The following is a 22368-nucleotide window of genomic DNA, read 5'->3' as shown; positions in this document are numbered from 1 at the left end:
TAAAATATGGCTATGACTGTTCATTGTGACATCGTTAGCGCAGAAGAAGAGATCTTTTCCGGTTTGGTGGAAATGGTTATCGCAGCAGGGTCCGAGGGGGATGTCGGTATCTCCTATGGCCATGCGCCGCTGTTAACCGGTTTGAAGCCAGGCCCTGTTCGTGTTATCAAACAGAACGGCGAAGAAGAGGTATATTTCGTATCCGGTGGTTATCTGGAGGCTCAGCCGTATCAGGTAAGCATTCTGGCGGATACAGCTCTGCGTGCTGGTGATATGGACGAAGCAGCCGCTCTTGAAGCCAAGCGTGAGGCTGAGCAGGCACTGGCCAATCAAAGTGGTGACTTTGATTACACCCGTGCTGCCACTCAGCTGGCTGAAGCCGCTGCGCGCCTGCGTACCATTCAGGCATTGCGTAAAAAGTCCGGTTAACCGGTCTAAAACGTGGTTGCTGGTACAGCAAGCAGTAAGCAAAAAGGGTAGCATTAAGCTACCCTTTTTTTATGGGCATTTTTTGGCGCTGGAGGCGGTAGTTAAACAGAGCTTCAACCAGAGCTTTAACCAGAGCCTCCATCGGAGCTTGAGCCAGCAGGCCCATACTGACTCGTGCGAGTTTCGCTCGACCGCATTTACTGAGACCACCGGAGATCAGCTGTTGATGCCAATAAACGCAGTTAAATCCCAAAAACACAGTTAAATCCCAAAAATACAGTCAGAACCCGAGACAAATCAGAACCCGGAAAAGTCGTTAAATCATAGGGGTATCCTCATCGATGTTAGATATTGTGATTCTTGCTGCGGGTAAAGGTACCCGCATGAAGTCCGCTTTACCGAAAGTGTTACACCCGGTTGCGGGTAAACCGATGCTGGGGCACGTGCTCGATTGTGCCCGCGCACTGGGCAGCTCGCAGATGAATGTGGTGATCGGACACGGCAGTGAACTGGTGGCCACCCGCTTTGAAGCGGCCGATGTTTGTTTTGTGCAACAGGATGAGCAGTTGGGAACCGGCCATGCGGTCCAGCAGGCCCTGCCAAACCTGCGCCCTGGCGCGGTGGCTTTGATTCTCTATGGCGATGTACCGCTGATTCAAAGTTCTACACTGGCCAGGTTGATTGATTCCGTGACCGATGAGACCCTGGGTCTGTTGACCGTCGAGCTATCGGATCCGACCGGATATGGGCGTATTGTCCGCGATGAGCAAGGCCGGGTGACCTCCATCGTTGAGCAAAAAGATGCCAGTAAAGAGCAGCTCGAAATTACCGAAGGCAATACCGGTGTCATTGCGGCGCGTGCGGATGATTTGATGCGCTGGTTACCCGCCCTGTCGAACGATAATGCTCAGGGCGAGTATTACCTGACCGATATCATTGCCATGGCGCAGGGGGAAGGCAAGTTCATTGTCACAGAGCACCCGGCCAGTGAGAACGAAGTACTGGGTGTGAATAACCGCCAGCAACAGGCACAGCTGGAACGTTTCTATCAACAGCGCCAGGCTGAGCGCCTGATGGATGAGGGCGTGACCCTGCTGGACCCCGCTCGCTTTGATTGTCGGGGCGAGTTGGCCGTTGGGCACGATGTCACCATTGATGTGAACTGTGTATTTGAGGGCCAGGTGACCTTGGGAAACAATGTCACCGTGGGCTCCAATTGCTGTTTGATCAACACCACGGTGGCCGACGGCACGGTTATCAAGCCCAACACCATGCTGGAAGATGCCGTGGTGGGTGAAGCCTGCGATATTGGTCCCTATGCCCGTGTTCGTCCGGGGACAGTGCTGGCGGCGGGTGCCAAGCTGGGGAATTTTGTCGAAACCAAAAAAGCCGTGATTGGCAAAGGCTCGAAGGTAAATCATCTATCCTATATTGGTGACACTGAAATCGGCGATGCGGTCAACGTGGGTGCGGGTACCATCACTTGTAACTATGACGGTGTGAATAAGTCCAAGACCCGGATTGGTGACGGGGCGTTTATCGGCTCTAACACCAGTTTGGTGGCGCCGGTGGATATTGGCGCAGGCGCCACGGTCGGTGCCGGTTCGACCATCTCCAGCAACGTGGGTGAGCACGAATTGGGCGTGGCCAGAGGCAAGCAGCGCAATATTCAGGGCTGGAAGCGACCCACTAAAAAACAGTGATGCACAAGCGGCTGAACAAGAACGTTTAAATTTTATGTGAATGACTCCGTCAGTCAAACTGACCAGAAGTAAATGGACCAAAATTATGTGTGGAATTGTCGGTGCTGTTGCCCAGCGTAATGTCACAAAAATTCTTGTGGAAGGGCTTAAACGACTGGAATACCGCGGCTATGACTCTGCCGGTATTGCCGTGGTGTCCGAGGACCAGCTGGTATTGCGCAAAGCCCTGGGCAAGGTGTCCGAGCTGGAAGAAAAATGCATCGCCAACCCGGTGCACGGGGGGGTGGGCATTGCCCACACTCGCTGGGCAACCCACGGCAAACCTTCTGAAGTCAATGCTCATCCGCACACGTCGGATCATATAGCGGTGGTGCACAATGGCATCATTGAAAATCACGCCCAATTGCGCGCGCAATTGCAGGGCAAAGGTTATGAATTTTTGTCGCAAACCGATACCGAAGTGGTGGCACATTTAATCCACAGCCTCTATGAGCAGAGCGGCAGTCTGAAAGAGACACTGCGTCAGGCCATTACGCATTTCGATGGCGCCTATGCTTTGGGTGTGGTGTCCACCAAAGAACCGGATCTGATTGTGTGCGCCCGCAGTGGCAGTCCACTGGTGTTGGGTGTGGGCATTGATGAAAACTTTATTGCTTCTGACCAGTTGGCTCTGCGTCAGGTAACCGACCGCTTTGTGTTTCTGGATGAAGGTGATCTGGCTGAGATTACCGCCGACCGCATCGATATATTCGATATCAACGGCCACAGCGTTGAGCGCGACGTGGTGCAATTGACCGACGCTGAAGAGTCGGCGGATAAAGGTGAATACCGTCACTACATGCTCAAGGAAATCTATGAGCAGGCCACGGTGTTGCAAAATACCTTGCAGGGCCGCGTCAGCAAAACCGGTGTGCTGGAAGAGGCGTTTGGTACCGAGGCCAAAGCCATTTTTGATCAGGTGGAGGCGATTCAAATCCTGGCTTGTGGTACCAGTTATCACGCCGGGATGATCGCCAAGTATTGGTTTGAAGACTGGGCCGGATTGCCCTGCGCCGTGGAAGTGGCCAGTGAATACCGCTACCGCAAAACCGTAGTGCGCCCCAACACATTGTTTGTCACCATTTCTCAATCCGGTGAAACCGCCGACACGCTGGCAGCGTTGCGCAGCAGTAAAGAATCGGGCTATCTGGCCAGCCTTACGGTGTGCAATGTGGCCAACAGCTCGCTGGTGCGGGAATCGGATTTGCGGTTGATGACCCTGGCGGGACCCGAGATCGGGGTGGCCTCCACCAAAGCCTTTACCACCCAGTTGGTGGCTTTGCAGTTACTGGTGATTGCCCTCGGACGCCGCGGTTGTCTGTCGGCCGAAAAGGAATCGGAGCTGGTGGCCGGTCTGTTGCAATTGCCCGAGCTGTGCAAACAGGTGCTGGACCTGGACGGGCCCATTCAGCAGATGAGTGAAGCGTTTTCGGAAAAAAATCACGCGTTGTTCCTCGGCCGGGGAGTGCAATTCCCGGTGGCTCTGGAAGGTGCCCTGAAGCTGAAAGAAATTTCTTACATTCACGCCGAAGCTTACCCCGCCGGTGAATTAAAGCACGGTCCGCTGGCTCTGGTGGACAGCGACATGCCGGTGGTGGCGGTGGCGCCGAATGATGAGCTGCTGGAAAAACTGAAATCCAACCTGGAGGAAGTTCAGGCCCGGGGCGGCAAGCTGTTTGTTTTTGCCGATGCCAAATCCGGCTTTAGCAACGATCACGGTACCACCGTGCTGAGCTTGCCACACGTGCCCTTGAACATTGCGCCGATCATTTACACCCTGCCCTTGCAGTTGCTGTCCTACCACGTCGCCGTGCTTAAAGGCACCGATGTCGATCAGCCGCGCAACCTGGCCAAATCCGTGACCGTAGAATAAGTCAATGACCGGGGCCATGATCGATCCTCACTCGCGCATGATCCGGCGCTCGTGAGGAGGTTTATTTCATCGCTTAAGGCCCTGGCGCTAGGGCTGTCGATCGACTGGCAGTCACAGCACTCCTTCATCACAGAATCTCGGTTGTTTCCGTCAAGTGGCTCAAGGGCCTGCAGTTGTAACAGCTGTCTCCGACGGTTTTTAGGGGCTCTGATCAGGGGCAGGATGCGCCTGCCATGGTCGACAAACACCGGCCAATCTTCCGCTTCGTACAATGAGTCGGCTTAAGCCATGGCAGCCCCTTCATTCTTGTAAGCTTCGTACTGGTCCTGCAGTGCGGCTGAGCGCCTGTGAAACCTCTACCCCTGCGGTCAACAACATTGAGCCGCTCAGCGTGAGTTACGATGAGCAAAACCACACCTATCAACTGCAGTGGCAGGCCAGTGCTCCACAGCAGCCGGTGGCCATAGCCGTGGCGACGTCGGCGGCCCGTTGGCTGCCGCTGGAAGGCGGACGAAACTTCCGCGACCTGGGCGGTTATTCGACGCAGAATGGCCAGCAGGTACGCTGGGGCAAGCTGTTTTGCAGCGGTGCCATGACCGCACTGACCGAACAGAATTATCAGCTACTCGACACCTTTGATGTGGCCACCATTGTGGATTTCCGCAGCGCCGATGAGCGACACAGCGAGCCGACTGAGTGGTCAGTGGATAATGCCCGGGTGCTGAGCTGGGATTACGACATGGACATGGGTGCCGGGGGGACCTTTGCCGAGGTCTTTCGCCAGCCGGAGCTGAATGCCGAGAAAGTGGAGGCCGCCATGGCGCTGATGTATCCGGATATTCTGCTAAGTCAGCAACCCCATTACCGCGCCATGTTTGATCGACTGATTCAAAACGATGGTGCGCTGGTGTTCAATTGCACCGCGGGTAAGGATCGCACCGGCATTGCCGCAGTGTTGATTTTGACCGCCCTCGGTGTGGACCGTGAAACCGTGATCAATGACTTTATGCTCAGCGATCTCTATTACCAGCAGCACCCGACGAGCTTCATCTCGCCCAAGGCCGAAGACGGGGACGCCAAGCAGCAGGCCATGATGGCCATGTTCAAGCGTATCCCGCCGGAAGTGTTGAAGCCGGTGAAGGGGGGGAGAGAGTCTTACATCAAGGCCGCCATTGACAGCATGGAACAGCAGTCGGGCTCGGTGCTGGCTTATATTCAGCAGGAGCTGGACGTCGACGATCAGGAGCTGCAGCAGTTGCGTAAAAACTTTTTACAGCCTGCCGCCGAGTAAGCCGTACCGACGTCCCCTGCCCTTTCTGGTGCGGACCAACCTGAAGCCAACTTGTGGCTTCAGGTGTCTATTTCCCTCCCTGCGGTTGCGTAACCCCCAATCCTTTCTATAACTGAGTGAACAGGTTGTTTATTCGGCGATAGAAGAGGTGGTTATGCTGTTGTGTCGAAGAGCAGGATTTACCAGCGCTTGCGCGATCTTCACCCTGGCCGGGTGTTTACCGGTCAGTCAGGCTTTCGCCGGTGGTTTGTGGCTGAATGAATACGGTGATTTCTCCGGCGGTCGCGCCTCTGCCGGCGCCGCCGCCGGGGTGGACGATGCCTCGACCATGCTCCACAACCCTGCCAGTATGACCCGCCTCAAAGGCAGCCAGCTGTCCGTCACTGCAGCGGCTCTGCAACCGTCACTGAAGTTCTCCCAGGAGCGTGGCTCGGCGTCAGGCCCGGGCGGTGGTAACGGCGGTGATGCCGGAGTGTTTTCACCGTCGGGGGGAGTGTTCTATGTGTCGGACGTGGACAGTGAGCGTTGGGACATGGGGATTTACTTCAGCGGTTTGGCGGGCAATGGCCTTGAATACGATGACGGTTGGGTGGGACGCTACCAGGCCACCGAAAGCAGTCTGATGATCGCGGCGCTGGCGCCCACGATTGCTTATCGGATTAGCGACCGGTTGTCGGTCGGTGGATCCTTTCAAATTTACGCGGCGTCGCTGAATGTTGAGTTGCGGACACCACCGCTGCCGGCCAGCGGTAAAGCCGGGCGGGTTGCGCTCGACGGCACCGATGTGGATGGTGGTTACACCCTGGGTGTGCTCTACGAACTGTCGGACACTACGCGTCTGGGCATCAACTATCAAAGTGAGCTGGACCCTGATTATTCCGGTGATCTGGAATTGAAGGGCACCCCGCTGTCGATAGAAACGAATACCGAATTGGTGATGGCGCAGAAAGTGCGTTTGGGAGTCCACCATCAACTGAATGAACGGCTGTCTCTGGAGTTTACCCTGGGCTGGGATGACTGGAGTGCGCTGGACCAGGTGTTTGTGTCCACCCAGATTGTCAGCGGCGGACTGCAAAAAAAATCCCGCGATACCACGCACACCGCGTTGGGTTTCCAGTATCAGCTCAGCGATCACTTGAAGATGACCAGTGGCGTCTCTTACGACACCAACCCGATTGATGCGGACTATCGCACCGCGGATCTACCCCTCGACCGTCAGGTCAAAGCAGCGGCGGGCCTGGAGTATCAACCGGACACCAGTTGGAAGTTGGCGGCCTATGCCAATTACACCGATTTGGGCAGCAATAAAATTAACGCGGCCACTTGGCGCGGAGAATACGATACCGCCGCTCTTTACCAGCTGGGTTTCAGTTTCAGCTGGATGTACTGACACAGAGCTGTTTTGTAGCGAAATCGAACCCGCAAAGCGTCAATAAAAAAGCCGGATGACTTGTCTCATCCGGATTTTTTATGTGTCTGTACTGCCCAGACGGTGAACTCGCAGAATCTCGGCTGTCGAATTTACCCGTCGGTGGGCTTTATCGCTACAGGGCGGAGGATTGGGATTTTCGCGCTTCATCCAGACCATCGCTCAGTTTTTTTGCCCAGCGTCGCAATACCCGGTCGGCTTCCGCTTTGTTGGTGACACTGTTGGTCCACTGCAGGGTGTTGTTGTTGATGTCTCTGGCACGATCAATCACCCGGGCCATGAGTTCATTGGTGGTGGCGTCAGCAGCTTCGAGCAGCAGCGTCATTTCACCCGTTGAGGTGGTATAGGTCCGGTTCATGCCTGCACGCATGACGTCGGGTGCATTAATGTCCAGATTAATAATGGCGGGTGTTAACAGCAACGTGGCGGCGCCGGTGATGGGGGAATCGGACACCGTGTAGTGGGGGTTGTCGACCATCGCTTGTTTGAAATGCGCTTTACAGGCTTCGCCGAGCTTGGTTTTGATGCGCTCCACGTCCGTCTGGGTGACCCGGTTGGTTAAATCCATCCGGCTGCTGTTCTGATCTCGCAGCCAGTTTTTGCGGAAAGACACTTCACAGTCATCAATCACCACGGTGGTGTAGGGGGTAATGTCAGCATTCGGTTTCACGTAAACCGTCGAAAACTTGGTGTCCGGCACCAGGGTTAAGCCGTCATAGGTCGGTGGTGGTGGCGTGGTACAACCGGCTAATACCGCCAGGGCGGAACTGATCGAGGCGGCACACAGCCTTTTTCCAAGACGCATGGTATCTCTCCATTACACAAGGCCATTACACAAGTCGTACCCGTTGATGATACGACGCGAATCAACGCAGCTGGATCCCCGGGGCGATGAAAGCTTCGGGGAAATCGTTGGTTGGACGGTACAATTATGAATTGCAGGAATAACTCTAAAAGTTTTAGTACACGTTGCTGTATTAATCAATCGGCGCCTCATACCTTTGACGGAGTTTGCCACGCCTGTGGATAAAGTTGTTGATATTAATGGCTGCGACACACTGAAGGCGGTGTTGATTTTTGTCACAATCGCAAACACACACTTAGCAGATTGATTGATTGATTGATTGACTGACTGGCTTGGCACCGGCTTTCTGCCAGGGGGCTCTAGCGGTGAAAAGCGTTAACCCCCTTTTAAGATCTGTAAGCACTTTAAGTTCTTTAAGCACCTTACGTGTTTTAAGTAAAAATGAAGATGGCTGACGCAACGGGGTTTCAGGGATCGGAAACCCTGAGGGGCCGAAACTAACGAAGCGGACATCAGGGAGGATGCCATGGGATTACGACAGGCTGGTGCAGTGTGCACGGCGTTATTGATTGCAGTGATTCAGGGAGGGGCGGCTGTCCTGGCGGCCGCTCCCGATCTGTTGCTGGCGACCAGTTATGCTTCCGGAGTGCAGGTTTCCGAATACTGGGTCAGTGAAAAGTACGACGGGGTTCGCGCCTATTGGAACGGCCAGCAGCTGCTGTCCCGCCAGGGCAATGTGTACGTGGCACCCGCCTGGTTCACGGAGGATTTCCCCCCCACTCCACTGGACGGCGAGCTGTGGCTGGGACGGCAACGCTTTCAGGCGCTGGTATCGGTTGTCCGTCAGCAACAGCCCCATGACGGCTGGCGGCAAGTCACGTATCAGGTATTTGACCTGCCGACCGCGTCCGGCGCCTTTGACCTGCGCCTGCCGCGTCTGCAGCAAACCGTGTCGGACGCCGGAGTGCCGTGGCTGCGGGCAGTGCCTCAATTCCGCGTGGCGGATGAGGCTCAGTTACTGGACCTGCTGGCGGAGTATGTGGCACAAGGCGCCGAGGGGCTGATGCTACACCGGGGCGCGGCCGAATACCGTGCCGGACGAAGTGAGGATCTGATCAAACTCAAACCCAGTCAGGACGCAGAGGCGGTGGTGATTGAGCACCTGCCCGGCAAGGGCAAGTACACCGGAATGTTGGGTGCCGTGGTGGTGGAGATGCCCACTGGCCAGCGCTTTCGCATCGGTTCCGGTTTCAGTGATCAGCAGCGCCGCCAGCCGCCGCCGACTGGCAGCGTGATTACCTACCAATACAACGGCTTCACCCAGCGGGGAATCCCGCGTTTTGCCCGTTTTTTGCGGGTTCGGGACGATTGAAGGCCGCCCCTGGCACTGGCCGCGGCGGTTTATTTGATCAAACGAAGCGCATAGGGGACGCGAAACTTTTCCCCTTTTTGAGTCGCTATCACCCCGAGGATGCAAAAAACGATATGCACCACGCCCAGTATCGGGAACAGCAATAAGCCAATGGCGATAATGCTCAGAACCAAGGCGATGCCGTAGCCACACAATAAGGTGATGGACCAGTTGAGCGCCTCTTTGGATTGATCCTGGACATAGGCATCGCCTTTTTGCACCAGATACAACACCAAGCCGGGGATAAACCCCAGAAATAAGGTACCGACCCAGTTCAACACCGCCATGTTTTTGGAGTCCTGGGAAATTTCTACCGGGGGGGTTGGGGTATCCGGGTCTGTGGCGCCCGTTTTTTTGACCGCCGATTCGCGGGGTGACTCATTGGGTGAATCGTTGTCGTTGGGTGGCTGTACGGACGGTGTGTCAGTCATGGCAATATCCTTACGTTTGATGGCTGTCGGTATGGTCGCGGAATGCCTACGGCAAAATCCTTCTCATGTACTCGGCGATGTGTCCTCGTTGTACCTGATTGATGTGTCCTCGTTGTAACTGATTAATGCCTGCTCATCCGGTCGGACAGACCCAGAGCGCGCGTGCTGCACGTTGGAGGGATCTGCTTCTCACGATGTTGGCCTAATTTCAGCTTTCCTACAAGGCGCTGCCGGATTCAGTGGCTGCCGGGCCTGCTCACATCTGCCCGGTTATCCATATATCTGCCCGGTTATCCACAAGCCTGGGTTGGCAGCGGGCCGTTGTTGTTAAGTTGAGTTTCGGGGGTGGCTGGCTTAACGGGATGGCGCATACACCTTCCCTTGCGGGCACCAGAACCTCAAAAACGCTCAGGGCATTCGACAGCACCGGGCGTACGACAGAGCCCCAATACTGGATAAAAAGCCAGTATTGGTGTAACTTTGCCGAGCTGTGGGTTCAGTATAGTTCGCGCAGGCCCAGGGTGATTGAGAGGCTGGCCAGGCGGAGTCGAGGTTGACTTAACCGCTGTTAGCGCTTGTCCTCGGGCTGAATACGCAGTGAGCGCAAGCCCTGTTTGAGCTTGAAGAGATGGTCTTGGAGTTCAGACCCCTTGCGCTGGGCGACGCCAATGGCGAGCACATCAATGACCACCAGGTGGGCGATCCGTGACGATAACGGGGTGTAGATCTCAATGTCCTCTTCCACATCCACTTCAATGGAGATGGTGGCGTTATGGATCACCGGGGTGTTACTCGGGGCGATGGCGATGACAATGCCCCCGGCCTGTTTGACCATGTCCATGGAATGCAGCAGCGCTTTGGTGCGGCCGCTTTGGGAGATGGCCACAACCACGTCACCCGGTTGCATCGACATGGCGGACATGTTTTGAATGTGCGGATCGGAGTGCGCGGCCGTGGCCAGCTGCAGGCGGAAAAATTTGTGCTGGGCATCTGCGGCAACGGCGCCGGAGGCCCCAAAGCCGTAAAACTCTACCCGATTGGCGTTACAAATGGCCGATACTGCACCTTCCAGCAGGCTGGGGTCCAAATTGTCACGCACCTGCAACAAGGTATCGATGGTGGAATCGAATACCTTGTGGGTAAAGTCGGCAATCGAATCCTGATCGGTGACGGCGATTTGACCGAAACTGGGACTGGAAGCCAGCTGCTGGGCCAGGTTGAGTTTGAAATCCTGAAAACCGTCACAGCCGATGGCGCGGCAAAAGCGCACCACAGTGGGCTCGCTCACTTCCGCTTCTTTGGCCAGATCGACGATGCGCATGTGGATGATGTCGGCGGGTTTACGCAGCACCAGATCCGCCACCTTGCGTTCTGATTTGCGCATGACATCCAGGGCGGCACTGATGCGTAAGGTGAGTTCGGCAGGCTTCACTGTGATTGGTTTTCCAGGCTGGTGAATCGGTATTGAGTCCGGCAGCCAATAGTATAAAAAATTATGTAGTAAACGCACTCTTTTTTTGTAGTTTTGTTACAAGAATGCTGAAGTTGGGTGTTAAGTGGCTAATTCCAATGACTTTTTTAAGCAGAATTAGTGGTTATTTAAAGGCTTTTTGAAGGCCTTTCTTGGTAGAATGCCGGTATGGACGTATCCCCAATACTTGAAAATTTGAACGATGCCCAGCGCCAGGCGGTGACTGCGGCTCCCACCAACCAACTGATCCTCGCGGGCGCCGGCAGCGGCAAGACCCGGGTGTTGGTGCACCGTATTGCCTGGTTGATCCAGGTGGAACAGGTCTCCCCCTATTCCATCCTCTCGGTCACCTTCACCAACAAGGCCGCCCGCGAGATGCGCGGTCGCATTGAAGAACTGCTCGGTCTCAGCCCACGAGGCATGTGGGTGGGTACCTTCCACGGTATTGCCCACCGCCTGCTCAAGGCGCACTGGAAGGAAGCGGGTTTGCCGCAGAACTTCCAGATTCTCGACAGTGACGATCAGTTGCGGCTGATCAAACGCATCTCCCAGCAACTGGGCCTCGACGATAAGCAGTGGCCGCCGCGTCAGTCGCAGTGGTTTATCAATGCCCAAAAAGATGAGGGCCTGCGGCCCGATCATATTCAGGTCACCGGCGACCCCTACATCACCACCATGATTCGCATCTACCGGGAGTATGAAGAAGCCTGCCGTCGCGGCGGCATGGTCGACTTTGGTGAGCTGTTGTTGCGCTCCCACGAATTGTGGCTCAACTCCCCGGCCATTCTGGCGCATTATCAGGAGCGTTTTCCCTACATTCTGGTGGACGAATTCCAGGACACCAACACCATCCAGTATGCCTGGTTGCGGGTGCTGGCGGGCAAGCAGTGCAAGGTGACGGCGGTGGGCGATGACGATCAGTCCATTTATGGCTGGCGCGGCGCCAAGATCGAAAACATCCAGCGCTACGAAGACGATTTTGCCAACACCGAAGTGGTGCGGCTGGAACAGAACTATCGTTCCACGGCGACCATTCTCGATGCCGCCAACGCGGTGATCGAAAACAACCAGGGGCGGTTGGGCAAAACCCTGCGCACCGATGGTGACAAGGGTGAGCTGATTAATTTGTACGCGGCGTTTAATGAGCAGGATGAAGCCCGCTACATTGTGGAACGGATTGAAAGCTGGGTGCGCGACGGCAATCGCCGCAGTGACAGCGCCATCCTCTATCGCTCCAACGCCCAGTCGCGGGTGCTGGAAGAAGCCTTGTTGCGCGAAGCGGTGCCCTACCGAATTTACGGTGGCCAGCGCTTTTACGAGCGCCTGGAAATCCGCAACGCGCTGGCGTACTTGCGCCTCATGGCCAGTCGTCAGGACGACGCCGCGTTCGAGCGGGTGATCAATACCCCGACGCGCGGTATCGGCGGCAAAACCGTCGACCATATCCGGCTGTTCGCCCGCGAACAGGGCTGCTCCCTGTGGCAGGCCGCCGAGCAATTGGTGGCCAACAAAGGGTTGAGTGCACGGGCTTTGAATGCGGTGCACAGCTTTGTGCTGCTGGTCAATGAGCTGCACGAGATCAACCTCAATAAAGCTCTGGGTGAAACCGTCGAACATGTGATCCACCACTCCGGCCTGTACGAATTCCACAAGCTGGAAAAAGGCGAGAAAGGCCTGGCGCGCATTGAAAACCTCGAAGAACTGGTGAACGCCTGTCGCGCGTTTGTCAACGACGACCCCGAAGCGCCGGAACTCAATGCGTTTCTGGATACCGCCGCGCTGGACGCCGGTGATGCCCAGGCGGACGAGCACGACGATGCGGTGCAACTGATGACGCTGCACTCGGCCAAAGGCCTGGAGTTTCCGCTGGTGTTCCTGGCGGGAGCCGAAGAGAACCTGTTTCCCCACCGCATGTCGGCGGAAGATCCCACTCGCCTCGAAGAAGAGCGGCGGCTCTGTTATGTGGGCATTACCCGGGCGATGGAGCAGCTGGTGATCACCTACGCCGAAACCCGGCGCATGCACGGTCAGGAAAACTACAATTCGATTTCGCGATTCGTCAAAGAAATCCCCTCTCCATTGATTGCTGAAGTTCGGGTGAAAAACACCATCAGCCGGCCGATCAGTTTTCAGCGACCCAAAGTCGCCGCGCGCCTGAGTGACGACGGCGAAGAGACCGGGTTTTACCTGGGGCAACGGGTCAAGCACGCGATCTTTGGTGAAGGGGTCATCCTGCATTTTGAGGGCGACGGCGCTGGCGCCAGAGTGCAGGTGAATTTTCAGGAAGAAGGGTCGAAGTGGCTGGTGCTGAAGTTCGCCAAGCTCGAGGCCCTGAGTTAATCATCGGGGCCTGCTGGACGCTGGGGTGCGCGCGGCAGGCTTGCTGAGAAACTAGAAACTAGCTGCAGGACCGCAATAACAATAAGACAGAAAACACTATGACAAAAAATACACAACGCGTTTCTCAACCGCTGATCATTCTTGGCCTGGTGGCCCTGGTGGTGGTGCTGTTTTGGGCACTGGTGGCGTCTAAAATTCAGGGCTCAGCCGACGGCAACGGTGCCATACACCACTCGACTCTGGACGCGGGCGTGCGCACCGATCAAACCACTTACCATTGGAAGCTGGTGACCACCTGGCCGAAAAACTTTCCCGGTCTGGGCTCGGCGGCCACCAATTTCGCGCGCCTGGCGAAGGAGATGAGCAACGGCCGCTTAACCGTTTCAGTGTATGGTGCGGGCGAACTGGTGCCGGCCCTGGGGGTGTTTGATGCGGTGTCGTCGGGCAGTGTCGAAGCGGGCCATGGGGCCGCCTATTACTGGAAAGGGAAAAACACCGCCACCCAAATGTTCACCGCCATTCCCTTTGGCATGAACGCACAGGAAATGAATGGCTGGCTGTTTTACGGCGGCGGAATGAAGTTGTGGCGGGAAATTTATGCCCCGTTCAACCTGATCCCGTTTGCGGCGGGCAACACCGGGATCCAGATGGCCGGCTGGTTTAACCGGGAGTTGAACAGCTTTGACGACATCAAGGGCCTGAAGATGCGCATTCCGGGGCTCGGCGGTGAAGTGTGGAGCCGCGCAGGGGGGTCAGCGGTGAACATTCCCGGCGGTGAGCTCTACACCGCGCTGCAGACCGGTGTGATCGATGCCACCGAGTGGGTGGGGCCCTACAACGACCTGGCGTTCGGGTTTTATCAGGTGGCCAAGTATTACTATTACCCCGGCTGGCACGAAACCGGCTCGACCCTCGAGCTGATCGTCAACAAGGACGCGTACAACAAGCTGCCCAAAGACTTGCAAAGCATTGTCGAAACGGCGGCACGCATGGCCAACCAGGACATGCTGGATGAGTTTACCGGTCGCAATAATACGGCGCTGCAAGAGTTGATTCACCGGCATCAGGTCGACGTGCGCCCTATTCCCAAAGCCATTCTCGCCAGGCTGGAGAAAATATCCGAGCAAATTTATCGGGAAGAGTCGGCCAAAAACCCCGACTTTAAGCGCGTCTATGACTCCTACAAAGCGTTTCAGGACGGTGTGGCCCAGTACCACAAGGTATCCGAACAGGCCTATTATGAAATGCGCGACTAGTGGATGACATGCGGGTCTGGCGGATAATCTCAACGGCTTTGCAGACCAAGCTGCTGTCGTCCGGCGCAGCACCACAGGGGCCGCGCACAGGGGGTTGCAACCGCGGCCGAGGGGACGAGGATGAAAAAGCTTCACCTGATCCGGCACGCCAAATCCAGTTGGCAAGAGCCGAACCTGGCCGACATTGATCGCCCGCTGAGTCAGCGCGGAGTGCGTGCGTGCGAGGTCATGGCGCCTGAAATAGTAAAGGCGGGCTGTGAACTGGAGACGGTGTATTGCAGCCCGGCGTCAAGGGCGACCTCCACGGCGCAACACCTCAGCCAGGCTGTGGCCGCTGATACGGTGTTGAGGGTGGATCGGACCCTCTATACCTTTGACGGGCAGCGACTGTTGGCTTGGTGTCGAGGCCTGGATGATCGGCTGGAGAACAGCGTGACGGAGGTGACCATCATCGGCCACAACCCGGCGCTGACCGATTTCTGCAACTTCATCAGTGACAGCGAACTCGACAACATTCCCACCTGTGGGTACGTGCAGTTGTGGCTTGATTGCGCACGATGGCAGGATTTGTCCTCAGGATCGGCGACATTGAAGGCCTTTCTCTACCCCAAGCAGTTCAAATAAGCCTCTGTGTGAAAACCTCTGTGCCTGCAGGGCATGGCGTGAAGCCCCGATGGCTCTATCGCCGCGTTAATCGCACAGGGTTTCGGGGCCTGCCGGTTATACCCGTTCAAAAAAACAGCCATCACAACAGCCATCACAACAGTCATAACTACAGTCATAACTACAATCGTAACAACCGTCATAAAAAACAGTCATAAAAAACAGTCATAAAAAACAGTCATAAAAAAGGGAGCCTGGTGGCTCCCTTTTGGGGTCATACCCGCCTCGGGTTTCAGCGACTGAGCTGAATGGAACGGGTGCGGCCATTGTCATCAATAGCGACGTAGACAAAGGTGCCTTCGGTGACCTTGTAGCGCTCGCCGGTTTCCGCGGCGTAGAGCCAGACATCGACCATAATGCGTATGGAAGAGCGGCCGATTTCCAGAATCTCGGCGTAGCAGCTGATGGTGGAGCCCACGGGCACCGGGCGCAGAAAGGCCATACTGCCTGCCGCAACGGTGGTCACTCGTCCCCGGGCGATGGCAGAGGCCTTGATGGAGCCCGCCAAATCCATTTGAGACATCAACCAGCCCCCGAAAATGTCACCGTTAGGGTTGGTGTCGGCGGGCATGGCCAGAGTTTGCAGAGTCAATTCACCGGTGGGGATTGGCTCTTCGTCCATGTCATTGTCGTTATAATCGTCATTCATTGATCTTAAACCTCAAAGAGTAATTAATGCATTTGCCCCGGTAGCCAGGTTACCAGTTGTGGCCAGATGGCAAGACACAGCATCAGGGCCAATTGGAGCACAATAAAAGGCACAACGCCACGATAGATGGCCGATGTGGCTACGCTTTCTGGCGCAACTCCCCGTAGATAAAACAGGGCAAAGCCAAAAGGTGGCGTGAGAAAAGATGTTTGCAGGTTCAGGGCAATCATAATGCCCAGCCAGACGGGGTCTAATCCCATGGCCAGCAGGACCGGACCGACAATGGGTACCACCACAAATGTGATTTCAATAAAGTCGAGAATAAAGCCGAGCAGAAAGATCACCAGCATCACAATCAACGTGGCAGAGATCAACCCGCCGGGCAGGTTGTTGAAAAAGTGAGTGATCATTTCCTCACCGCCAAAGCCCCGGAATACCAGGGAGAACAGGGAGGCCCCGATCAAAATGGTAAACACCATCGCGGTAATTTCGGTGGTGGAGCGGGCAATCGCCGACAACTTGGCCAGACTCAACTGGCGTTTCTGCAGGGCCAGCAGTGTGGCTCCCAGTGCGCCGACGCCGGCGGCTTCGGTGGGCGTGGCTGCCCCGCTGACGATGGAACCCAGCACCAGCACGACCAGCAGCACCGGCGGTAACAGGCTGCCCAGCAGTTCCCCGGTTGAGACCTGGGTGTCGTCTTCGGCCTGTCCGCTGGGCGCCTGGTGAGGGTGGCGCCAGGACTTGATCAGCAGGTAGATAATGTAGAGCGCCACCAGCAGAATTCCCGGCACAATGGCACCGATAAACAGGTCACCCACCGACACCGGTTGGGGGTTGAAGATGCCCTGTTTTAACTGCGCCTGCTGGTAGGCGCTGGAGAGGATGTCGCCCAGCAGTACCAGAGCAATGGACGGGGGAATGATTTGCCCCAGCGTACCGGTGGCACAGATGGTGCCAGTGGCCACTTCCGGGCTGTAGCCTCGTTTGAGCATGGCGGGCAGGGACATCAGGCCCATGGTGACAACGGTGGCGCCGACGATGCCGGTGCAGGCAGCCAGTAACATGCCGACGATTACCACGGAAATGCCCATACCGGCAGGCAGGCGTCCGCACAACCGCGACATGTTGGTCAGTAATTGTTCCGCCAGCTGCGAGCGTTCCAGCATCACGCCCATTAACACAAATAAGGGCACGGCAATCAGGGTGTAGTTGTTCATGGTGCCGAAGATGCGGTCGGGGAAGGCTTTCAACAAGCTGGCATCAAAGTGGCCGGCAATAATACCCAGTCCGGCGCAGGTCAGCGCGGTCCCGGCCAGGGTAAACGCGACGTTGTAGCCCATCATCAGACAGACACAGACCAGCATAAACATCAACAGCGGCAGAATTTCAATGAGCATCGGTTGCGCTCCCGTTCTCAATTGCGGGCTCAGACCCGCTCAGCGGATGGGGAGTCATTGCATCCTCGGGGGCAGTCAGTACTATTACGCTGCGCAACACCTCACCGGCCCCTTGCAGAGCCAGCAGCGTGGCGGCCAGCGGAATCAGGGTTTTCAGCAGGAACACCGCCGGCAGCCCGCCGGTACTGGCCGAGCCCTCTTTAACGGCCCAGGCATTGATCACAAAGTCCCAGCTGTATATGAGGGTAAAGAGGCAGATGGGCAGTAAAAAAATCAGGCTGCCGAGGGCGTTGACCCAGGCTTTTTGCCGGGCATTAAATTGCCGGTAAAAGATATCCACACGCACATGCCCGTCACGCTGAAGGGTAAAGGCGATGGCCAGCAAAAACACGCTGGCGTGCAGGTAGGCCAGTGTTTCCTGCATGGCAATAGAGCCTATGGAAAAGCCGTAGCGCAGCACGACAATTATGCAGGTGAGAATCATCATAACGATGGTGAGCCATGACACCACTTTGCCGGTGAGCAGGGCGAAGCGATCAATGTAAGCGGTAACGGTCTCTAAACGGTCCCGGTGGTGGGGTGACATGACGTGCATTCCGGCAATCTTATGATTTAGTTATAAGCGGTTGGTCAGGAGTATACATTAAAGCTTATCACTGCCAGAAACTTTACCCCTGAAAAGCCTGAAAATCCCCATTCTTTGGGGGTTTTCAGTTTATGTAACAATACTGTCACAATACATTCATAGAATTGTCACCATCAAAAACTAGCATCATCTCCGTTGTATACATTAGGGCTGTTTGCTGAAGACCCAAGCCCATTATCAGACCCAGGAGAATACTGTGAAAAAGACATTAATGATCGCCACTGTAGCGGCTACGGCCATGAGTGCCCAATTTGCCACCGCTGCTCGTGATTACATCAGCATCGTCGGTTCGTCCACGGTTTACCCGTTCGCCACCGTGGTTGCCGAGCACTTTGGTAAAAGCACCAACTACAAAACCCCTAAAATCGAGTCAACCGGTTCTGGTGGTGGCATGAAGCTGTTCTGTCAGGGGGTGGGTGTGGCCTATCCCGACATCACCAACGCTTCGCGTCGGATCAAATCTTCAGAATTTGAAATGTGTCAGCAGAACGGCGTTAAGGATATTGTTGAAGTCCTGATCGGCTACGATGGCATCGTCATCGGCAACTCCATCAATGCCAAGCAGATGGAACTGACTCGCCGCGACCTGTTCCTGGCGCTGGCCAAGCAAGTGCCTAACCCTGACGGCTCTGAAAGCCTGGTGAACAACCCTTACAAAACCTGGAAAGACGTGAACCCGGCTTTGCCTGCCAAAAGCATTGAAGTGTTGGGGCCACCTCCGACTTCCGGTACACGTGATGCCTTCCAGGAGCTGGTGTTAGAAGGTGGCTGTAAAACCTTCCCGTGGATTAAAGCCATGAAGGCCACCGACAAAAATGCCTACAAAACGGTTTGTCGCAGTGTTCGTGAAGACGGTCCTTACATCGAAGCCGGTGAAAACGACAATCTGATTGTTCAAAAATTGAACGCCAACAAGAATGCCCTGGGCATCTTCGGTTTCAGCTTCCTGGATCAGAACGCGGATAAAATCCAGGGTTCCATCGTCGATGGCAAAGAGCCGACCTTTGAAGATATCGCGGATGGATCTTATGCGGTTTCTCGCCCACTCTACTTCTACGTGAAAAAAGACCACATTGGCACCATTCCAGGCATGAAAGAATTCCTGAATGAGTTCACCAGTGAGAAAGCCTTTGGCAGCGAGGGTTACCTGAGTGAAAAAGGCATGATTCCTCTGGGCGATTCCGAGCGCACTAACGTTGCCGCTGATATCAAAACGCTGAAAAACCTGGCGATGTAAACGGCCGCCTGGCCCGGTCGATAACATTCGATCAGGTCAGCGCCAAGGCAGTTTTTAATGGCTGCCGCACACAACCTGGCAGTGAGAAAAAAGTATAGAAGCCGATGCCTGATTCAATGCACAGGTACTGGCTTCAACAGGGAGCCCATGAAGCGGTTGATGATCTTTACCGGTTGGTAAAAGCATCGATCGCACATCATCGGGCTCTCTGTGTGTTTCAGGCTTTCAAAAAAACGGCACCAGTAACAGCGGGAACAGTGAATAAACCAGCGCGTTAAAACAGAAGTTTTTTCTGATGGGCCCGTCGATCACTGTAACGATCTTCTGGCAGCTCTGAAAAACCATCTGCTTACAGAGAGATTGTTGGGATCGTTAAGTTAAGTGAATACAGTGTTATTTTGGTTGGCTTTGTCGTTCAATCACTGGTTTTGCTTAAGCTTTTAAGAATCAATTACCGAACTGTTGTATGAGAGATTTATGAATACATCCACCTTGCTGGTTACCATCATTATCCTGATTGCGGTGGCCTATATTCTGGGCCGGGGGCGCTCGTTGGTGCTGGCGGATGCCTCCAAAGGCGGATTTCGTAATCTGAATTCCCTGCCGTTTTACTATGGCACACTGACGGCGTTGTGGTGCGGTATTCCCAGCCTGATTTTGGTGGGGGTGTGGCTGATAATGGATGGCAGTATCATCGATCAGTTGTTGATTAAGTCGTTTCCTGCGGAAGTGACCACCCTGCCTCCCTCTGAGCTGGGCTTGATTCTCAATACCGTGAAAAACATTGCGGCGGGCAATATGGTGGGTTCTGATACCCAGCCCTATATGACGCAAGCCGCCCAGTCGTTGAAAAACATCAATCAGACCAGCCAGATGGCGATGACGGTACTGGCCATCAGTGTGGGAATACTGTTGGCCGCCTTCTCCTGGTGGCGTATTCGCCCCGAGCAGAAAGCCCGTTTGCAAGTGGAGGGGGCGTTTAAGTTCTTTTTGCTGGCCTGCTCCTGCCTGGCGATTCTGACCACCATCGGTATTGTGTTCTCGGTGATCTTCGAGTCGATTAAATTTTTCAAAACCGTGCCCATCACAGACTTCTTGTTTGGCCTGCAGTGGAGCCCACAAATGGCCATCCGTGCCGATCAGGTGGGCAGCTCCGGTGCCTTTGGTGCGATTCCGCTGTTTGTCGGAACCCTGTTGATTTCGTTCATAGCCCTGGTGCTGGCGGTGCCGGTGGGTCTGATGTCGGCCATTTATTTGTCGGAGTACGCCAGTCCCCGTGTGCGCACCTACGTTAAACCGCTGATTGAAATGCTGGCGGGTATCCCGACGGTGGTGTACGGCTTTTTTGCGGCATTGACCATTGCTCCCCTGCTGCGCGATGGCGGTGCCTGGACGTTCGAATTTCTTGGATTGCAAATGTCGATCTCCTCCGAAAGTGCTCTGGCGGCGGGCCTGGTGATGGGGGTGATGATCATCCCGTTTGTGTCCTCCTTGTCGGACGATGTCATCAGCGCGGTGCCTCAGTCTTTGCGCGATGGATCGCTGGGGTTGGGCGCCACCAAATCGGAAACCATCAAGCAGGTGGTCATTCCTGCGGCTCTGCCGGGCATTGTTGGTGGCGTGTTGCTGGCGGCCTCGCGGGCCATTGGTGAGACCATGATTGTGGTCATGGCGGCGGGTTTGGCAGCCAACCTGACGGCTAATCCGCTGGAGTCTGTGACCACCGTGACGGTACAGATTGTGACCTTGCTGGTGGGTGATCAGGAGTTTGACAGCCCCAAAACCTTGTCGGCTTTCGCTTTGGGACTGATGCTGTTTACCGTCACCCTGGCGCTTAACTATTTTGCTTTGCACGTCGTGCGCAAGTATCGCGAGCAGTATGAATAACCGTTCGCAGGTTTAACCCTAACCTGCCGATGCATATTGGCGTGAGACAACCCGAGACGACAGAAAATATTCACAGGATTGCAACATGACACCATCCCCCAAGACACCAAATACCATGGATGTGGTGAATAAAAATCTGGCAAAGCGCTACCGCAAGGAAAAGATGTTCCGGTTTTACGGCATCGCCTCCATCAGCTTTGGCTTGCTGTGCCTGTTGTTTTTATTCACCGACATCATTGGCAAAGGCCATTCGGCTTTTTTTCAAACTTACGTCAAGTTACCGGTGGTAATGTCAGCCGATGCGCTGGGCATCACTGATGTGAACGACCCGCATCAGATTGCCGGTGGTAATTATCAGGGCGTGTTGAAACAGGCCTTGCGTGAGCGTTTTCCGGAGGTGACCGATCGCCGTGGCAAGCGCGCTCTGTATGGCATAGTCAGCAATGGTGCCGGCTATGAATTGCGCGCTCTGGTGGAAAACAACCCGGACATCCTCAACACCAGCCTGGATGTGTGGGTGCTGGCGGATGATGACATTGATACCTACGTCAAAAGCCGCAGTTCCCGCGAGGGCGCTTACACCGGGCGCTTTACGGAACAACAAATTTCCTGGATTGAATCACTGATTGAAAGTGGCAATGTGGAAGAGCGTTTCAATACCACGTTCTTTACCGCGGGCGACTCCCGTGAGCCGGAGCAGGCCGGTATCCGCGGTGCCATGATGGGCTCCCTGTTTACCCTGTTGGTGACTCTGGCACTGTCGTTTCCCATTGGGGTTGCGGCGGCGGTGTACCTGGAAGAGTACGCCAAGAAAAACAAGTTTACCGACTTTATTGAAGTCAACATCAACAACCTGGCGGCGGTGCCCTCGATTATTTTTGGTCTGCTGGGGCTGGCGATTTTCATCAATTTCTTTGAAATGCCGCGCTCGATACCACTGGTGGGCGGGTTTGTGTTAACACTGATGACCCTGCCGACGATCATTATTTCCAGTCGTGCCGCGATTAAGGCTGTACCGCCTTCCATCCGCGAAGCGGCGATGGGCATTGGCGCCTCAAAAATGCAGGTTATCCTGCACCACGTCTTGCCTCTGGCCATGCCCGGTATGTTGACCGGTGCCATTATTGGTATGGCGCAGGCGTTGGGGGAGACCGCGCCATTGCTGATGATCGGGATGGTGGCCTTTATTGTGGATGTCCCCAGTGGCATCACGGACCCATCGACCGTATTGCCGGTACAGATTTTCCTCTGGGCTGACAGTCCGGAACGCGCTTTTGTAGAACGAACCTCAGCGGCTATTATGGTATTGCTTGGGTTTCTTGTGGTAATGAATGCCTTGGCTGTCTGGTTGCGCAAGCGACTGGAACGTCGTTGGTAATCGAAGAATTCAGGTGGAGGGTAATAACGTGGA

General features: G+C 55.3%; 18 protein-coding genes. 12 read left to right on the top strand and 6 right to left on the bottom strand.

Annotated features, from left to right (window positions below; translation table 11 throughout):
* Positions 1-6 precede the first annotated feature (6 nt).
* The 5 genes from G8770_RS22015 to G8770_RS21995 all read left to right on the top strand — a co-directional run bounded on the left by G8770_RS22015 (position 7) and on the right by G8770_RS21995 (position 6725).
* The gene (locus G8770_RS22015) at positions 7-429 is read left to right on the top strand and encodes a F0F1 ATP synthase subunit epsilon (RefSeq protein ID WP_167192030.1); all 423 of its coding nucleotides are present in this window, start codon (positions 7-9) and stop codon (positions 427-429) included.
* Between the two features lie 341 nt (positions 430-770).
* The gene (gene glmU / locus G8770_RS22010) at positions 771-2132 is read left to right on the top strand and encodes a bifunctional UDP-N-acetylglucosamine diphosphorylase/glucosamine-1-phosphate N-acetyltransferase GlmU (RefSeq protein WP_167192028.1); all 1362 of its coding nucleotides are present in this window, start codon (positions 771-773) and stop codon (positions 2130-2132) included.
* A gap of 85 nt (positions 2133-2217) precedes the next feature.
* On the top strand, positions 2218-4044 hold the full coding sequence (glmS, locus tag G8770_RS22005) for a glutamine--fructose-6-phosphate transaminase (isomerizing) (RefSeq protein WP_167192026.1): 1827 nt from the start codon (positions 2218-2220) through the stop codon (positions 4042-4044).
* A gap of 331 nt (positions 4045-4375) precedes the next feature.
* On the top strand, positions 4376-5335 hold the full coding sequence (locus G8770_RS22000; RefSeq protein ID WP_167192024.1) for a tyrosine-protein phosphatase: 960 nt from the start codon (positions 4376-4378) through the stop codon (positions 5333-5335).
* A 154-nt stretch (positions 5336-5489) separates the two neighbouring features.
* Positions 5490-6725: an OmpP1/FadL family transporter gene (locus G8770_RS21995; protein ID WP_167192022.1), complete on the top strand. Its 1236-nt coding sequence runs from the start codon at positions 5490-5492 to the stop codon at positions 6723-6725.
* Positions 6726-6879: 154 nt separating this feature from the next.
* On the opposite strand, the gene G8770_RS21990 is transcribed toward G8770_RS21995, so the two are convergent.
* Positions 6880-7569 (bottom strand): DUF3313 family protein, encoded by a 690-nt coding sequence (locus G8770_RS21990; protein ID WP_167192020.1) that lies wholly within the window; start codon positions 7567-7569, stop codon positions 6880-6882.
* 526 nt (positions 7570-8095) lie between these two features.
* Between G8770_RS21990 and G8770_RS21985 the strand changes: the two genes are divergently transcribed.
* Positions 8096-8941 carry a DNA ligase gene (locus tag G8770_RS21985; protein WP_167192018.1) on the top strand — a complete coding sequence of 282 codons (846 nt, stop codon included), beginning with the start codon at positions 8096-8098 and terminating at the stop codon, positions 8939-8941.
* Positions 8942-8970: 29 nt separating this feature from the next.
* On the opposite strand, the gene G8770_RS21980 is transcribed toward G8770_RS21985, so the two are convergent.
* Both G8770_RS21980 and hexR read right to left on the bottom strand, forming a co-directional pair.
* Positions 8971-9411, bottom strand: coding sequence for a DUF4870 domain-containing protein (locus tag G8770_RS21980; protein WP_167192016.1), 441 nt, complete (start codon positions 9409-9411; stop codon positions 8971-8973).
* A 568-nt stretch (positions 9412-9979) separates the two neighbouring features.
* On the bottom strand, positions 9980-10843 hold the full coding sequence (gene hexR / locus G8770_RS21975) for a transcriptional regulator HexR (protein ID WP_167192014.1): 864 nt from the start codon (positions 10841-10843) through the stop codon (positions 9980-9982).
* A gap of 207 nt (positions 10844-11050) precedes the next feature.
* Here hexR and uvrD point away from each other — a divergent pair, with 207 nt between their 5' ends.
* From uvrD to G8770_RS21960, 3 genes are all read left to right on the top strand, one after another.
* Positions 11051-13222: a DNA helicase II gene (gene uvrD / locus G8770_RS21970; protein ID WP_167192012.1), complete on the top strand. Its 2172-nt coding sequence runs from the start codon at positions 11051-11053 to the stop codon at positions 13220-13222.
* A gap of 98 nt (positions 13223-13320) precedes the next feature.
* A complete protein-coding gene (locus G8770_RS21965) occupies positions 13321-14478 on the top strand; it encodes a TRAP transporter substrate-binding protein (protein WP_167192010.1) in 1158 nt (385 codons plus the stop codon).
* 120 nt (positions 14479-14598) lie between these two features.
* Positions 14599-15102, top strand: coding sequence for a SixA phosphatase family protein (locus tag G8770_RS21960; RefSeq protein ID WP_167192008.1), 504 nt, complete (start codon positions 14599-14601; stop codon positions 15100-15102).
* A gap of 271 nt (positions 15103-15373) precedes the next feature.
* Here G8770_RS21960 and G8770_RS21955 read toward each other — a convergent pair whose 3' ends face one another.
* From G8770_RS21955 to G8770_RS21945, 3 genes are read right to left on the bottom strand one after another with little or no spacing between them, the layout of a single operon-like run.
* The gene (locus G8770_RS21955) at positions 15374-15790 is read right to left on the bottom strand and encodes an acyl-CoA thioesterase (RefSeq protein WP_167192006.1); all 417 of its coding nucleotides are present in this window, start codon (positions 15788-15790) and stop codon (positions 15374-15376) included.
* A 23-nt stretch (positions 15791-15813) separates the two neighbouring features.
* Positions 15814-17187, bottom strand: coding sequence for a TRAP transporter large permease (locus G8770_RS21950; protein WP_167192004.1), 1374 nt, complete (start codon positions 17185-17187; stop codon positions 15814-15816).
* Positions 17177-17773, bottom strand: a complete 597-nt coding sequence (locus G8770_RS21945) for a TRAP transporter small permease subunit (RefSeq protein ID WP_167192002.1) — start codon at positions 17771-17773, stop codon at positions 17177-17179. Before G8770_RS21945 ends, G8770_RS21950 begins: the two co-directional genes overlap by 11 nt.
* A gap of 256 nt (positions 17774-18029) precedes the next feature.
* Here G8770_RS21945 and G8770_RS21940 point away from each other — a divergent pair, with 256 nt between their 5' ends.
* From G8770_RS21940 to pstA, 3 genes are all read left to right on the top strand, one after another.
* Positions 18030-19070, top strand: coding sequence for a substrate-binding domain-containing protein (locus G8770_RS21940; RefSeq protein ID WP_167192000.1), 1041 nt, complete (start codon positions 18030-18032; stop codon positions 19068-19070).
* 477 nt (positions 19071-19547) lie between these two features.
* Positions 19548-20957 (top strand): phosphate ABC transporter permease subunit PstC, encoded by a 1410-nt coding sequence (gene pstC, locus G8770_RS21935; protein ID WP_167191998.1) that lies wholly within the window; start codon positions 19548-19550, stop codon positions 20955-20957.
* A gap of 85 nt (positions 20958-21042) precedes the next feature.
* Complete coding sequence (gene pstA, locus G8770_RS21930) at positions 21043-22335, top strand: phosphate ABC transporter permease PstA (protein ID WP_167191996.1); 1293 nt, start codon at positions 21043-21045, stop codon at positions 22333-22335.
* Positions 22336-22368 lie beyond the last annotated feature (33 nt).

The sequence above is a fragment of the Pseudomaricurvus hydrocarbonicus genome (genome assembly GCF_011602365.1).
Lineage (GTDB): Bacteria > Pseudomonadota > Gammaproteobacteria > Pseudomonadales > Cellvibrionaceae > Pseudomaricurvus > Pseudomaricurvus hydrocarbonicus.
This window is presented reverse-complemented; position numbering and strand designations above follow the sequence as displayed.

Coding starts and splice junctions, on each gene's coding strand:
- G8770_RS21960 (WP_167192008.1), top strand. CDS start 14,599: ATGAAAAAGCTTCACCTGATCCGGCACGCCAAATCCAGTTGGCAAGAG.
- pstC (WP_167191998.1), top strand. CDS start 19,548: ATGAATACATCCACCTTGCTGGTTACCATCATTATCCTGATTGCGGTG.
- uvrD (WP_167192012.1), top strand. CDS start 11,051: ATGGACGTATCCCCAATACTTGAAAATTTGAACGATGCCCAGCGCCAG.
- G8770_RS21990 (WP_167192020.1), bottom strand. CDS start 7,569: ATGCGTCTTGGAAAAAGGCTGTGTGCCGCCTCGATCAGTTCCGCCCTG.
- glmS (WP_167192026.1), top strand. CDS start 2,218: ATGTGTGGAATTGTCGGTGCTGTTGCCCAGCGTAATGTCACAAAAATT.
- G8770_RS21995 (WP_167192022.1), top strand. CDS start 5,490: ATGCTGTTGTGTCGAAGAGCAGGATTTACCAGCGCTTGCGCGATCTTC.
- G8770_RS21955 (WP_167192006.1), bottom strand. CDS start 15,790: ATGAATGACGATTATAACGACAATGACATGGACGAAGAGCCAATCCCC.
- G8770_RS21985 (WP_167192018.1), top strand. CDS start 8,096: ATGGGATTACGACAGGCTGGTGCAGTGTGCACGGCGTTATTGATTGCA.
- glmU (WP_167192028.1), top strand. CDS start 771: ATGTTAGATATTGTGATTCTTGCTGCGGGTAAAGGTACCCGCATGAAG.
- G8770_RS22015 (WP_167192030.1), top strand. CDS start 7: ATGGCTATGACTGTTCATTGTGACATCGTTAGCGCAGAAGAAGAGATC.
- G8770_RS21950 (WP_167192004.1), bottom strand. CDS start 17,187: ATGCTCATTGAAATTCTGCCGCTGTTGATGTTTATGCTGGTCTGTGTC.
- G8770_RS21980 (WP_167192016.1), bottom strand. CDS start 9,411: ATGACTGACACACCGTCCGTACAGCCACCCAACGACAACGATTCACCC.
- G8770_RS21965 (WP_167192010.1), top strand. CDS start 13,321: ATGACAAAAAATACACAACGCGTTTCTCAACCGCTGATCATTCTTGGC.
- G8770_RS21945 (WP_167192002.1), bottom strand. CDS start 17,773: ATGTCACCCCACCACCGGGACCGTTTAGAGACCGTTACCGCTTACATT.
- pstA (WP_167191996.1), top strand. CDS start 21,043: ATGACACCATCCCCCAAGACACCAAATACCATGGATGTGGTGAATAAA.